Source organism: Streptomyces sp. NPDC107471, assembly GCF_055582845.1.
Genome location: NZ_JBVJPC010000005.1, coordinates 406,819 through 420,093, shown reverse-complemented (window position 1 = coordinate 420,093; position 13,275 = coordinate 406,819). Strand labels below are relative to the sequence as shown.

15 protein-coding genes, 1 pseudogene and 1 riboswitch are annotated in these 13,275 nt (G+C 73.5%); of the genes and pseudogenes, 9 read left to right on the top strand and 7 right to left on the bottom strand.

The window, feature by feature from the left end; genetic code table 11:
* Positions 1 to 35 precede the first annotated feature (35 nt).
* Positions 36 to 188, bottom strand: a pseudogene (locus ACZ66S_RS19340) (dihydrofolate reductase family protein); the annotation flags it as partial.
* A 56-nt stretch (positions 189 to 244) separates the two neighbouring features.
* Between ACZ66S_RS19340 and ACZ66S_RS19335 the strand changes: the two are divergent.
* A complete protein-coding gene (locus tag ACZ66S_RS19335) occupies positions 245 to 475 on the top strand; it encodes a hypothetical protein (protein WP_469902717.1) in 231 nt (76 codons plus the stop codon).
* 44 nt (positions 476 to 519) lie between these two features.
* Positions 520 to 741 (top strand): hypothetical protein, encoded by a 222-nt coding sequence (locus tag ACZ66S_RS19330; RefSeq protein ID WP_469902716.1) that lies wholly within the window; start codon positions 520 to 522, stop codon positions 739 to 741.
* 2 nt (positions 742 to 743) lie between these two features.
* On the opposite strand, the gene ACZ66S_RS19325 is transcribed toward ACZ66S_RS19330, so the two are convergent.
* The 5 genes from ACZ66S_RS19325 to ACZ66S_RS19305 form a co-directional block, all read right to left on the bottom strand.
* Entirely contained in the window at positions 744 to 1,403 is a 660-nt protein-coding gene (locus tag ACZ66S_RS19325) for a fasciclin domain-containing protein (RefSeq protein WP_469902715.1), read from the bottom strand.
* 65 nt (positions 1,404 to 1,468) lie between these two features.
* Entirely contained in the window at positions 1,469 to 3,484 is a 2,016-nt protein-coding gene (locus tag ACZ66S_RS19320) for a molybdopterin-dependent oxidoreductase (protein WP_469902714.1), read from the bottom strand.
* A 71-nt stretch (positions 3,485 to 3,555) separates the two neighbouring features.
* A complete protein-coding gene (locus ACZ66S_RS19315; RefSeq protein ID WP_469902713.1) occupies positions 3,556 to 4,308 on the bottom strand; it encodes an anti-sigma factor in 753 nt (250 codons plus the stop codon).
* Positions 4,305 to 4,889 carry an ECF RNA polymerase sigma factor SigK gene (gene sigK / locus ACZ66S_RS19310; protein ID WP_469902712.1) on the bottom strand — a complete coding sequence of 195 codons (585 nt, stop codon included), beginning with the start codon at positions 4,887 to 4,889 and terminating at the stop codon, positions 4,305 to 4,307. The genes ACZ66S_RS19315 and sigK overlap by 4 nt, the downstream gene beginning before the upstream one ends.
* A 96-nt stretch (positions 4,890 to 4,985) precedes the next feature.
* Positions 4,986 to 5,522 carry a TetR/AcrR family transcriptional regulator gene (locus ACZ66S_RS19305; protein WP_469903025.1) on the bottom strand — a complete coding sequence of 179 codons (537 nt, stop codon included), beginning with the start codon at positions 5,520 to 5,522 and terminating at the stop codon, positions 4,986 to 4,988.
* 114 nt (positions 5,523 to 5,636) lie between these two features.
* On the opposite strand from ACZ66S_RS19305, the gene ACZ66S_RS19300 reads away from it, so the two are divergent.
* The 5 genes from ACZ66S_RS19300 to ACZ66S_RS19280 all read left to right on the top strand — a co-directional run bounded on the left by ACZ66S_RS19300 (position 5,637) and on the right by ACZ66S_RS19280 (position 10,663).
* Positions 5,637 to 6,530, top strand: coding sequence for a DMT family transporter (locus tag ACZ66S_RS19300; protein WP_469903024.1), 894 nt, complete (start codon positions 5,637 to 5,639; stop codon positions 6,528 to 6,530).
* Positions 6,531 to 6,752: 222 nt separating this feature from the next.
* On the top strand, positions 6,753 to 7,979 hold the full coding sequence (thrS, locus tag ACZ66S_RS19295) for a threonine--tRNA ligase (protein WP_469902711.1): 1,227 nt from the start codon (positions 6,753 to 6,755) through the stop codon (positions 7,977 to 7,979).
* 38 nt (positions 7,980 to 8,017) lie between these two features.
* Entirely contained in the window at positions 8,018 to 8,980 is a 963-nt protein-coding gene (locus ACZ66S_RS19290) for a nucleoside hydrolase (RefSeq protein ID WP_469902710.1), read from the top strand.
* A gap of 106 nt (positions 8,981 to 9,086) precedes the next feature.
* The gene (locus ACZ66S_RS19285) at positions 9,087 to 10,079 is read left to right on the top strand and encodes an ArsR/SmtB family transcription factor (protein ID WP_469902709.1); all 993 of its coding nucleotides are present in this window, start codon (positions 9,087 to 9,089) and stop codon (positions 10,077 to 10,079) included.
* A gap of 92 nt (positions 10,080 to 10,171) precedes the next feature.
* Positions 10,172 to 10,663, top strand: coding sequence for a hypothetical protein (locus ACZ66S_RS19280; protein WP_469902708.1), 492 nt, complete (start codon positions 10,172 to 10,174; stop codon positions 10,661 to 10,663).
* Here the strand turns inward: ACZ66S_RS19280 and nicT are convergent.
* Positions 10,650 to 11,741, bottom strand: a complete 1,092-nt coding sequence (gene nicT, locus ACZ66S_RS19275) for a Nickel transporter NicT (protein WP_469902707.1) — start codon at positions 11,739 to 11,741, stop codon at positions 10,650 to 10,652. The genes ACZ66S_RS19280 and nicT overlap by 14 nt on opposite strands.
* A gap of 29 nt (positions 11,742 to 11,770) precedes the next feature.
* Positions 11,771 to 11,976: riboswitch (cobalamin riboswitch) on the bottom strand.
* An 81-nt stretch (positions 11,977 to 12,057) separates the two neighbouring features.
* Between nicT and ACZ66S_RS19270 the strand changes: the two genes are divergently transcribed.
* Positions 12,058 to 12,405 (top strand): ArsR/SmtB family transcription factor, encoded by a 348-nt coding sequence (locus ACZ66S_RS19270; protein WP_469902706.1) that lies wholly within the window; start codon positions 12,058 to 12,060, stop codon positions 12,403 to 12,405.
* A gap of 70 nt (positions 12,406 to 12,475) precedes the next feature.
* A complete protein-coding gene (locus ACZ66S_RS19265) occupies positions 12,476 to 13,261 on the top strand; it encodes a hypothetical protein (RefSeq protein WP_469902705.1) in 786 nt (261 codons plus the stop codon).
* Positions 13,262 to 13,275: the final 14 nt, after the last annotated feature.

The window sequence follows — 13,275 nt, the reverse complement described above, 5'->3', positions numbered from 1 at the left end:
TTTTCCCACCGGTCCTCGGTGCGGCGGTCCTCGGGGAAGACCGGGTCCAGCCCGATGCGGCCGGTGATGACGGGGAAGACCGTCACCTGCACGCGGTCGACCAGACCCGCGTCCATCAGCGCCCGGTTCATCGCCAGGCTGCCGTGCGAACGCAAGGGCACCTCCGACTCCCGCTTGCGCCGGGCGACGGCTCGGGAACTCATCGCCATGGCCCTAAAAATCGAACACATGATTGAATCCGGGCATGCGATCGTTCCCCGACGACCTCGCCCGGGCCCAGCGCGAGTGGAGTGCCGCCTACCGGCAGCTCGCCGAGTGCCCCGGCCGTACGGACCTGCGCCGACGCCTGTACCGGCTGTCGGCGCAGGTGTTCTTCCATCCCCACTGGCAGCGGGGGCGCCCCCGTCCGGCCGAGTGGCGGGAACTGCGCGACCTGCGCCCGCCCCTCGACGACACCGAACGGCCCTCCCGATGACGGACCGACATGCGGGACCGTACGCAGCGGACGATCCTGAGGACATGTCCGGACCGATCCGCGTGATCGTGCACCCCCCGTCCCCCACCGGCGGCCGCCGCGTCCGCGTCGACGGCGAGATCCTCGGCCTGGCCCACAACCTGACCGACGTCGCCGAGTTCCTCCGCCGGGCGGGACTGGAGATCGACCCGGCGGAGGTGGCGCAGTCGGCGTGGATCGACTGGCGGGGAGGCGGGCCCGACCAGTGGGGCCCGGAGGACGGCTGACGTCAGCCGGTCGGCATCAGCACGCTGTCGATGATGTACACGGTGGCGTTGGCGGTCTTCACGTTGCCGCACACGACCTTGGCGGAGTCGTTGACGGTGTACGACTCGCCCGAGCCGGACGTGGTGAGCTTCGACTTCTCCAGGGTGTCGAAGGAGCCGTTCTCCAGGTCCTGCGGCGTGAGCTTCTGGCCGACCACGTGGTAGGTCAGGATCTTCGTGAGCTGGGCCTTGTCGTTGAGGACCTTGTCCAGCGTGGCCTTCGGGATCTTCGCGAAGGCGTCGTTGGTCGGCGCGAACACGGTGATGTTCTGGGCGTTGTTGAGGGTGTCGACCAGTCCGGCCTTCTTGACCGCCGTCACCAGCGTGGACAGGGCGGGGTTGTTGGACGCGGCCGTGGCGACCGGGTCCTGGGCCATGCCGTCGAAGGAGCCGGCACCGCTCGCGGGCACCGCGGAACAGGCGGAGCCGAAGGGCTGGTCGGCGGAGACGGTGCTGCCGGCGCCCGCCATGCTGTCGTCCGACGCGGAGGCGGACGCCGAGGACTTCGACGAGGAGTCCGACTTGGTGGAGTCGTCGCCGCTGTCGGAGCAGGCGCTCAGGGCGAGCGGCAGGACGGCCGCGGCGGCGAGGGTGACGGCGGTACGGCGGATACGGGTGTTCATGACGGTTCTCCTGTTGAGGGGTTCGAACTGCGTGGTGTCGGTGTGCGGAAGGTGGTTCGGGGAGGTCACTCGACGGTGACCACGACGGAGTGCCGGCCACTGGCGCCGTCGGGGATCGTGCGGGCGCGTCTGTCCGTCTGCACCGCGCCGGTGCGGTCGGTGGCGCGCACGGTGAGGGTGTGGCCGCCCTTGGTCGCCCGCCACGGGAAGGACCACTGGCGCCAGGTGTCGCGCGAGTCCTCGGCCGCCAGCCGGGCCTGCTGCCAGGGGCCGTCGTCGACGCGTATCTCGACCCTGCCGATGCCGCGGTGCTGGGCCCAGGCGACCCCGGCGACCATGACGGTGCCGGCCTCCGGCCGGGCGAACGGCTTGGGGGTGTCGATCCGTGACTGCGTCTTGATCGGCGCCTCGCGGGCCCAGCCGCGCTTGACCCAGTAGGGGTCGTAGGCGTCGAAGGTGGTGAGTTCGAGGTCCTCGATCCACTTGCAGGCGGAGACGAAGCCGTAGAGGCCGGGCACCACCATGCGGACCGGGAAGCCATGGGCGAAGGGCAGGGGCTCGCCGTTCATGCCGACGGCGAGGAGCGCGTCGCGGCCGTCCATGACCTCCTCGACCGGGGTACCGATCGTCATGCCGTCCACCGAGTGGGCGACCATCTGGTCGGCCGGGCCGCCCCGGGACGGCGGTTCGACCCCGCACTCGGCCAGCAGCCCGGCCAGTCGTACGCCGGTCCAGCGGGCGTTGCCGACGTAGGGGCCGCCGACCTCGTTGGAGACACAGGTGAGGGTGATGTCGCGCTCGACCAGGTCACGGCGGAGCAGGTCGTCGTAGGAGAGGGTGAGCGGGCGGGCGACTCCCTCGCCGTGCAGGCGCAGCCGCCAGGAACCGGCGTCCACCTTGGGCACGACGAGGGCGGTGTCGACGCGGTAGAAGGAGCCGTCGGGGGTGACGAACGGGCTGACCCCGGGGATCCGCAGCGCGGCGCCCCTGGGGACGGGCGGGGCCGGGGAGGCCGGCCGGGGAAGCACCACGGCCTTGCGGGAGGCGACCGCGTCCCGGCTCCCGGCACCGCTCAGGGACCGGCCGAGCAGGCCCGCCCCGGCCGAGGCCACGGCGGTGACCCCCGCCGCGAGCACGAACCCACGCCGGTCCCAGTCCCGCGCCCCGGCGGCCACCGACGCGCGGCCGGGGACGCCGGCCGCCACGGTCCGCGACCCCGGGCCGGGCAACCCGCGACCCGCCGCACCCGTGGAACCGGGCTCGGGCACCGACGCGCGGCCGGGGTCGGGGGCGCCGTCCGCCACGGTCCGCGACCCCGGTCCGGGCAGCCCGGGACCCGCCGCACCTGTGGAACCAGGCTCGGGCACCGACGCGCGGCCGGGGTCGGGGGCAGCGGCCGCCACGGTCCGCGGCTCCGGGCCCGGCAGCCCGGGATCCGCCGCGCCCGTGGAACCGGGCTCGGGCAGCCCGCGATCCGCCGCACCCGTGGAACCGGGCGCGGGGGCCTGCGCGGGACGGTGGGTCGTCGCCGGTGTCCGCGAGGGGCCCGGGTCCGGTACGACGGTGGCGTCGGCCGGTCGCGGACCGTCCACGGCGGCCGTGCCGCGGGCCCGGAGCACGAGACGGCCCGCGAGGACGTACAGCACCACCGCCCCGGCCGCGGCGCCGACGATCGAGGGGAGGGCGTCCGCGGCCCCCGCCGCGTCGGGACGGCTCACCGCCGCGACCGCGCCGACGGCGCCGAACAGCAGCACGCCCGCCGCGCCGGTGCGCCGGAACCGCAGCGCGGTGATTCCCAGGGCCAGGGCGAAAAAGGCCAGCACCGCGAGGATCCCGAGCCGGAGGACGAGTTTGTCGTCGGTGCCGAACTGCCGGATCGCCCAGTCCTTCACCGCGGCGGGCGTACGGTCGATGGCCGCCCCGCCCACCGCGACCACGGGGCCGGACTGCGGGCGTACCGCGCCGGCCACCGCCTCGGCGACCGCGAGCGCGGCGCAACCCGCCAGCACGCCGCTGAGCGCGCCGGGCAGCAGCCTCAACAGGCCGCTCCTGCCCCTCGGTTCCTTCTCGTTCTCGGTCACGTGGGGAATCCGGATCCGGAAGCCGGGCGGATTGGTCGTCCCCCACGATCTGATGAAATTTCCTGAACTCGTCAGCCCGGGAAGCTCATCAGGGCGACCGGGGCGGAGGTGGGACGCGCCGAGCCGCCCGCGGGTTCGACGGTGACGCCCATGCCTGACGCCCCGTCGACCGCGCCCCGCATGAGGACCGTCTGGTCGCTGCGGCCGGGGTCCATCAGACCGGCGGAGCGCATGGTGCCGTCCTCGTCGAACCAGAGCTGGTAGACCTTGCCGCCGGGGGGCCGGGCCATGCCGGAGACGGCGAAGACGGCCCGGTCCAGACCGCGCGAGACGACGACGGTGCCGGTGCCGCCGTCCGCCAGCTCGGCGGCCCGCGTCCGGGCGTCCGGCGCGGACAGCACGGCGGCGATCTCGTCCGTCGTCCGTACCGCCTGTCCGGCCCGACTGCGGGCGTCCTCGGCCCGCTGGTACTGCCACACGGTCGTGCCGCCGAGCGCCGTGGCCGCCGCGAGACAGGCCGCCAGCGCCCACCGGGACAGGGCCCGGGTGCGCCACCCGGTCCGCACGGTGAGCGCCCCGGCCGGCGGACCGGGCGGCACCTGGCGGACGGCGGTGATCCGGCGCAGCACCTGTGCGCGCAGGGCCACGGGGGGTGCCGTGGTGGCGGCGAGCCCCAACCGGGCGGCGGTGGCGCGCAGTTCGGCGGTCTCCTGGGCGCACGGCTCGCAGCCCGGGAGGTGGCGCTCGAACGCGGCGTTCTCCTCCTCGGACAGGGCGTGCAGGGCGTAGGCGCCGGTCATCCGGTGCAGGTCGACGGCGGTCACGCGGTCACCCCCAGGCAGTCGCGCAGCCGGATGAGTCCGTCGCGCAGCCGGGTCTTCACGGTGCCGAGCGGAAGCGCCAGCGCCTCCGCCACCTGACGGTAGGTCAGTCCCCGGTAGTAGGCGAGGGTCACGGCCTGGTGCTGGATCTCGGTCAGGGTGCGCAGACAGCGCCGTACCTGTTCCCGTTCCAGGCGGGCCTCGACGTGCTCGGCGACCTCGTCGTACTCGGGCAGCCGGTCCAGCAGCGCGGCCTTGTGGTCGCGGGCGGCGGCGGCGTCCGCCGAGCGGATGCGGTCCACCGCCCGGCGGTGCGCCAGGGTGAGGATCCAGTTGATGGCCGTACCGAGGTCGGGGCGGTAGCGGGGGGCGGTCCGCCACACCTCCACGAGGACTTCCTGCACGACCTCCTCCGACTGCGCCTGATCGCGCAGCACGGCACGCACCACGCCGAGCACCGAGCCCACCACGGTGTCGTAGACCCGGGCGAACGCCTCCTCGTCGCCCAGCGCCACCCGGCCCACCAGCTCCTGAAGATCAGGCTCCACCGATGGACTTCTTCCGATATGCACTGCTTCCTTCACCGAGGGCCTCCGCGGTCGGGACATGTCCGGGTGTAATCCGTTTCTGCGCGGACCGCGGATTGGATGCGCCGGGGAGGGGTGTGGAGGGCGCCCTCGTCAGGAAGCCCGAGCGCCGAGGAGTTCCACCGCCCGGTCGCGGGCCTGCCCGATCGGGTCGGGGAAGACGTGCAGGCCGTGGGCGACCATGGCGCCCTCGTGCAGCAGCATCAGGACGTGGGCCCGGTCGGGGGCGAGGTCGGTGAAGAGCCGGAGCATCCACTGCTTCTGGCCGGTGATGACGGCGTACGCCGGGTGGGCGGGGTCGCTGATCTCGGCGTGCGCGTTGACCATGCCGCATCCCTTGGGGCTGTTGGCGTCCATCCACTCCCGGGAGGCCTCGAAGACCGCGCGGACCCGGTCGGCGGCCCCGGGTCCCGCCGTCTCCAGCCGCTCCAGGAGCTGGGCCCGCCAGCGCTCGTCCCGGTCGGCGAGGTACTCCACGACGATCTGCTCCTTGGAGCCGAACCGGTCGTAGAGCGTCTTCTTGGTCACCCCGGCCTCGGCGGCGATCAGGTCCACGCCGACCGCGTGGATGCCGCGCTCGTAGAACAGCCGGGACGCCGCCGCGAGGGCCCGCCGCGCGCCCGGGGTCATGGTGATCCGCCGTACCTGGTCCGTTCCGTCTGTCACCCTGCCGACTATACCGATCTGTATAGTGGTCACGGCAAGGACGTATACCGATCTGTTTAGTCTCGGGTGGTGACCTGCATGAACGTCCTGCTCTCCGCCGCCTTCGTGGTCTGCTGGAGCTCCGGGTTCGTCGGCGCCAAGCTGGGCACGCAGGACGCCGGCGCGACGACGCTGCTGATGTGGCGGTTCCTGCCCCTGGCGGTGGCCCTCGCGGTGTTCGCCGGGTACCGGGGCCGGGCGCACCGGCACTCCCTGACGCCTCGCACCCTCGCCCGGCAGGTCGTGGTCGGGCTGCTCTCGCAGAGCGGCTACCTGCTCACCGTCTACCACGCCATCCAGCTCGGCGTCTCCAGCGGTACGACGGCCCTGATCGACGGCACCCAACCGCTGGTCGCGGGCGCGCTCGCCGGTCCGCTGCTGCGCCAGTACGTCCCGCCCCGGCAGTGGCTGGGCCTGGGTCTGGGCCTCGGCGGAGTCGCCCTGGTCACCGTGGCCGACGCGGCGTCCACGACGGGGGTGGCGTGGTGGGCCTACCTCGTCCCGTTCGCCGGGATGCTCTCGCTGGTCGCGGCCACCTTCCTCGACCGGCGCTCCCGCACCCCGGTGACCCCGGCCGTGTCGATGACCGTCCACTGCGCCACCAGCGCCGTCGTGTTCACGGCCGCCGCCCTGTTCACCGGCACCGCCACCCCGCCGGCCAGCGGTTCCTTCTGGCTGGCGACGGTCTGGCTCGTGACCCTCTCCACCTTCGGCGGCTACGGCCTGTACTGGCTCGTCCTCCAGCGCTCCGGAGTCACCGAGGTCAACACCCTCATGTTCCTCATGGCGCCCGTCACCGCCGTCTGGGGCGCGGTGATGTTCGACGAGCCCTTCACCGCGCAGACCGCGCTGGGCCTGGCGGTGGCCCTCTCCGCGGTGGCGGTGGTGCACACGGCGAAGCCCCGTGAGCCCGTCCCCGACCGGGCCTCCTGACATCGACCCGAAACTCCGGCACGGCGCCGAAATGCGTGGCGCCGCCCCCGCGCCGCCGCCTACCCTCGCCCCATGCAGCGCGCCCACGTCATCCCGTCGAGCACGACGACGCCGGAGCAGGTCCCGGCGCGCTGACCGTTGAGCAGTCCGAAGCCCCGGGGCGAGTGCCCCGGGGCTTCGTCGTTCCCGCCGGTTCCCGCCCCCCACCGTGAGGGAGACCCCGTGAACGACCACGCGAACGACCACCGCCGGCTCGGCCGTGAGCTCGGCCTGTTCGACACCGATCCGCTGATGGGCGCGGGGCTGCCGTACTGGCTGCCCGACGGGGCCGTCGTACGGCACGTCCTGGAGGAGTACGTCCGGGACGCCGAGCGGGCCGCCGGGTACCGGCACGTGTACTCGCCCGTGCTCGGCAAGCGGGAGCTGTACGAGATCTCCGGGCACTGGTCGCACTACGGCGACGACATGTTCCCGCCGATGCGGCTGGGCGGCGAGGAGGTCGTGCTGCGGCCCAGCCTCTGCCCGCACCACGCCCTCATCTACCGGTCGCGGTCCCACAGCTACCGCGAACTGCCCCTCAGGATCGCAGAGTTGGGCGGGATGTACCGCTCCGAGTTCTCCGGCGTCCTCGGTGGCCTCACCCGGGTCCGCGCCATCCAGCTCAACGACGCCCACATCTTCTGCACCCCCGAGCAGGCCGTGGCGGAGGCCCGCGGCGCCCTCGACCTCGTCCGGCGCGCCCACGACGACCTAGGCATCCGGGCGACCAGGTACCGGCTGTCCCTGCCGGGCGGCTCCGGCAAGTACGTCGCCGACCCCGCGCTCTGGCGCCGCGCCACCGCCCTCCTCGAAGAGGCCCTGGACGGCGTCGCGTACGAGTCCGCCGAGGGCGAGGCCGCCTTCTACGGCCCCAAGATCGACGTCCAGGTCACCGACGCCGCCGGCCGCGAGTCCACCCTGTCCACCGTCCAGATCGACTTCCACCAGCCGGAACGCTTCGACCTCCGCTACACCGGCCCCGACGGCGGAAGGCACCGCCCGGTGATGGTCCACCGCAGTGTCATCGGCAGCGTGGAACGGGCGGTCGCCCATCTCGTCGAGGCGCACGGCGGCGCCTTCCCGGTGTGGCTCGCCCCCGTGCAGCTCGTGGTCCTGCCGGTGGGCGAGGCCCAGGAGGAACGGGCCGGCGACGTCGTACGGCGGGCTCTCGCGCGCGGCATCCGGGCCGAGCTCTCCGGCCCCGGCCACGGCACCCTCGGCGCCCGCGTCCGCGCCGCCCGCCTCGTGCCGTACCAGGCGGTGATCGGCGAGCGGGAGGCCGGCGCCGACGCTGCGGCGGTACGGCTGCGGGACGGGCGCAGGCCGGGAACCGTGCCGGTCGACGCCCTGCTGGACCGGGTCGGCGCCCGCGACCGGGACCGCGGGGCCGAACTGTGGGCGGCTGCGTAAGGTCGGTCCCGTACGCCAGTGACGAAAGGACCCCCGCCGTGACCGGTCAGCCCATCCCGGTGATCATCGACTGCGACACCGGCGTCGACGACGCCCTGGCCCTGCTGTTCGCCGTCCGGCATCCCGGCATCGACCTGCGCGCGGTCACCTGTGTCGCCGGGAACACCGACGTCGACGGCGTCGTCCGCAACACGCTGACCGTGCTGGAGCAGGCCGGTGCCGGGGACGTCCCGGTCGCCCGGGGCGCCGCGCGGCCGCTGCTGGAACCCGTGCGCACCGCACAGCACGTGCACGGGCTGGACGGCATGGGCGACCTCGGGCTGCCCGCGCCGACCCGGGTCGCGGTGGACGTGGACGCGGTGACACTGCTCCGGCGGGAGATCCTCGCCTCGCCCACCCCCGTCACGCTGGTCCCGACCGCCCCGCTCACCAACATCGCGCTGCTCCTGCGCACCCACCCCGAAGTGGTGCGCAACATCGAGCGGATCGTGTTCATGGGCGGCGCGGTGGCGACCGGCAACGCCACACCGGTCGCCGAGTTCAACGTCTGGCACGACCCCGAGGCGGCCGCGGTCCTGCTCACCGCCGGGGTGCCGATCACGATGTACGGCCTGGACGTCTTCCAGCAGGTCCTGGTGCCGGCCGCCGACGTCCAGCGGCTGCGCGCGAGCGCGGAACCGTCCCTGCGGATGGCCGGCGAACTCCTCGCCCACCGCGACCCCGCCACCTCCGGCGACCCCACCCCCATGGGCGGACTCGGCGACGCGGGCGCGGTGTGCGCGGTCGTCGACCCGGAGGGACTGACCACCGAGCTGCTGCCGGTGGAGGTGAGCCTGGCGCCGGGCCCGACCCGCGGCCAGACCGTCGTCGACCGCCGCGCGCGCCCCGGCGAGTCCGAGATCCACGAGGGCGAGCGCGAAGTGACCCTCGTCGACGTGGGGTTGGCGGTCGACGTGGAGCGGTACGTGAAGCTGTGGCTGACGGCGGTGGAGGGGGTCTGACGACCGGGGGTGACCGAATGCCCCCTTGCCCGGGCACCCGCGGCCACGTCACTGTCAGGGGGCACCGCCACCCACCCGATGACCGACCACCATCGGAGAACCCCCCATGCTGCGGGTGCACTTCACGACCGACGACATCGCACGCGTGCGGGTGGCCCCCGCACCCGACCCCCTGTGGGAGATCACCAACAGCTTCCAGGCGCTGGCCGGGGAGGACGCGCCCCTGCTGCTGGGCGACTGGCGGCGACTGGTGCGCGCACGGCTGCGCCCGGCGCACGCCCTGCTCGCCGCGCTGCTCCCGCCGCGCGGCTACTCCCCGGACTTCCTCACCCCCGACCTCGGCGGCTCCCACGACCTGGAGGGCGCGGTCGACACCGTGCTGCGAACGCCCCGCACCACCCTGCGCAGAGACCTGAGCAGACTCGCCGCCTCCCCGAGCCGCACCCGCCCGCTGCCCGCCGAGGCCCGCGCCCTGGCCGACGGGGAGCCCCCGGCACTGCGCCGCCTGGGCGCCGCCCTGCGCGGCTACCACCGCTCGGCACTCGCCCCGTTCTGGCCGCAGGTCCGGGCCCAGGTGGACGCCGACCGGGCGGCCCGTGGCCGGGAGGTGCTCAGGGGCGGCACCGACGCACTGCTCGCGAGCTTCGGCCCCGTGCTGCGCTGGCGCCCGCCCGTGCTGGAGGCCGACTACCCCGTGGCGCGCGAACTGCGGCTCGACGGACGCGGGTTGCTGCTCCAGCCGTCGCTGTTCTGCCTTCGCCGGCCGGTCACGCTCGCCGCCCCCGACCTGCCGCCCGTCCTCGTCTACCCCATCCAGCCCACCCTCGGCTGGGCCCGCCCGCCCGGCAGGACGGCACCCGGCAGGAACCTCGCCGCCCTGGTCGGCCGGACCCGCGCGGCGATCCTGGAGGAGGTCGTCGCGGGCCGGACGACCGGTGAACTCGCCCACCTCCTGGGCATCTCCGGCGCGGCCGCCAGCCAGCACACGGCGGTCCTGCGCCGGGCGGGACTGCTGCTGAGCGTGCGCCGCGGCCGGCATGTGCTGCACACCGTCACACCCGCCGGACGTGCCCTGCTCGAAGGGACGGGCTCCGTTTAAGGCACGGCTTCAGGGTGTGGCGGGAACCGGCGCGTCGGAGCCAGCCTGTGATCGCGAAGGATGTCCTTTTCCCACAGGGGGTTCGACACCACATGCGCGACACACGACGTACTCTGCTCGCCGGCCTCGGGGTCCTGGGCCTGGCGCTGACGGCCGTGTTCACGGCCGGGCCCGCCGGCGCCGCCCCGGACAACCGGGACTTCGGCCAGGTCCTGACCATGCCGGCCGCACCGCCCGCCTCGGCGCTGCCCGCGGGAGCGGCCGCCGAGCCGCCCACGGCCTGGCCGAAGCCCAACAAGATCCTGCACGTGGCCGCCCGCGAGTCCATCACCTGCGAGAGCGGCAACCTGTGCACCGCGACCTGGGACGCCACGCAGGGCAACTACGTCGTCTACTACTTCTACTACTGCGACACCTACACCCTGTCCAACTGGGTCGGCACCGGCTCCTACCGCAACTCCCAGACCGGCGGTGCGACCGCCCGCTTCTACGGCCAGGACGGTGGCACCGTCACCTCGGTACCGGCGGGCGGCAGCAGCAACTCCTACAACTGGAGCCCGATCTGGTCCCTCAAGAACTGCTGACGCCCCAGCGCTGCTCCACCTTCGCGAGCCGCCAGTAGGCGATCGCCGCCGCCCACACCACCACGAACAGGCCGACGATGACGTAGCCGACGTTGTCGAGGTCGATGTCGGCGATCCAGGTGGTGAGGGCGTCGGTGAGGTCGAGCTTGTCGTGCAGCACGCCGACGAGCTCGATCGTGCCGATGAAGAAGGCGACCGCGATGGACAGCCCGGTGATGGCGAGGTTGTAGAAGACCTTGCGGACGGGGTTGGAGAAGGCCCACTGGTAGGCGAAGTTCATGAACGTGCCGTCGAGGGTGTCGAACAGGCTCATGCCGGCGGCGAACAGCAGCGGCAGGCAGAGGATGGCGTACCAGGGCAGTCCGGCGGCCGCGCCCGAGCCGGCCATCACCATCAGCGTGACCTCGGTGGCGGTGTCGAAGCCGAGCCCGAACAGGAAGCCCAGCGCGTACATCTGCCCCGGCCGGGTGATGGACCTGGTGAGCCGGCCGAGCACCCGGTTCATGAACCCGCGCGAGTCGAGGTGCTGCTCCAGTTCCCGCTCGTCGTAGGACCCCGCCCGCATCGCCCGGAAGACCCTCAGGATGCCCACCAGGGCGACCAGGTTGAGGGCGGCGATGAGGTAGAGGAACGTGCCGGAGATCGTCGTACCGAGAAAGCCCAGGGCCTGGTGGGTGCCCGAGCCCTCGTTCATGACCTTGCCGGCGAGCTGGGTGCCGCCCGCGATGAGCGCGGCGAGCAGGACCACCACACTGGAGTGGCCGAGCGCGAACCAGAACCCCACCGACACCGGCCGCTGGCCGTCCGCCATCAGCTTGCGGGTGGTGTTGTCGATCGCGGCGATGTGGTCCGCGTCGAAGGCGTGCCGCATCCCGAGGGTGTAGGCCGTGATGCCGAGCCCGATGCCGAAGGCCTTGTCGCCGACCTCGTAGTGGCCGGGGACGACGAGCAGGAACAGGATGCCGAAGGCGAGGACGTGCAGCGCGGCTATCGCGGCCATCAGACCGGCCGTCTTCACGGTGTCCTCGCGCCGCCAGCGGAACGAGGCGGAGACCTTGGGCAGGGCAGGGTCGGTCATACGGTGGTCACTCCAGCACCTCGTGGATGAACGCGTGAGCTGCCGTGGCCGGTCTCCTGGCTTACGGGTCGTACGTCTCCCGGCCCGCCTTCCCGGCCTGATGGTCACGGCCAGTGGCTGTCCCGCGAGGGACGTGGGAGGGAGACTCCCCGATCACAGTGGCGAGGGCCGCACCGGTATGGACCTTTGAGGGGTCGTCACCGGTTTCCCGAGCACCACGGCCCGCCCACCGTAGGCGGGGCCGGGGGTTCCTGCATAGCTGCACACCTGCGCAGGTATGGAAGATCACACATGGCCGCCTGCGAGGATGTGCGCCATGCACCTCGTCCCGGCCGACCGAGCCGACCGCCGCACCATCGACGGACACCGGGTGTGCGACGCCATCGCCGCGATCGGCGACCCGGGACACGTCCGCACCTGGTCCGACCGCTTCGCCCTGCTCGCCGACCCCAACCGGCTGTCCCTGCTGCTCGCCCTGCACCGCACCGGCCCGCTGGCCGTCTCCGACCTCGCGATCGCGACCGGCATGAACGACCCCGCCGTCTCCCAGGCGCTGCGGCTGCTGCGGGCGGCCGGGGTGGTGGCCGGGGAGAAGGAGGGCCGGGTCGTGCGGTACCGGGTGGTGGACGAGGCGGTGCGCGGGCTGTTGCAGCAGGTCTCCTGAAGGGGTGACCGCGTAACCCGTACGGCCCGGACCGCTGGTGACGTCCCGGCACCCGGTGATCACCTGAAGCATGACCCCGCCCCGCGCCACCCGCGCCGCCGCCTCCGCGGTCGCCCTGTCCGGGCTCCTGGCCGCCACCGCCTGTTCCGCGCTCTCCACGCCGCCGACCGCCCCGAGGCCGTCGATCACACCGCCGAGCAGCGCACCGCCGCCGTCCCCGAAGGCGTCCTCCGGCCCGTCCTCGGCCCTCACCGAGGCGATGGCGCGGGCCGCGCTCGTCACCGACGCGGACCTCGGTGAGCCGTGGACACCGACCCAGGGGGTGGCCACCTGGCACGACGAGGTGCTGAAGGCGAAGGCCGACCGGCGGGAGTGCCAGCGGCTGCTCGACGCCCTGTACGCCGACGAGTTGTTCGGCGCCGACGCCCGGCCCGGCGCGGTCGTCGGGATGGACGACGAGTGGAACCAGGCCCAGATGCGCTACCAGGTGCTCGCGCGCCCCCCGGCGGAGATCGACCGGACCCTGGCCTGGCTCAGGACCCTGCCGCGCACGTGCTCGCAGTTCGCGGCCACCACGACCACGGGGGCGGTCCTCGGGGTGCAGGTCGCCGAGCTGTCCCTGCCGGAGGCGGGGGACGCCCGGCAGGGGCTGCGGGTGCTGCTGACCGGGGAGTCGCCGGACGGCGAGCCGACGACCCTCACCCTGGACGTCGCCGCGCTCCGCGTGGGGGAGGACGCGATCAGCGTGACCAACGGCGGCTTCGGCGACGTGCAGACGGACGCCACGCAGGCGGTCGTCCAACTGGGCGCCGAGCGGCTGGCGGAGGTGCGCAGACAGGGGCGGGTGCAGGTGTGAACGGTCGTTGAGCG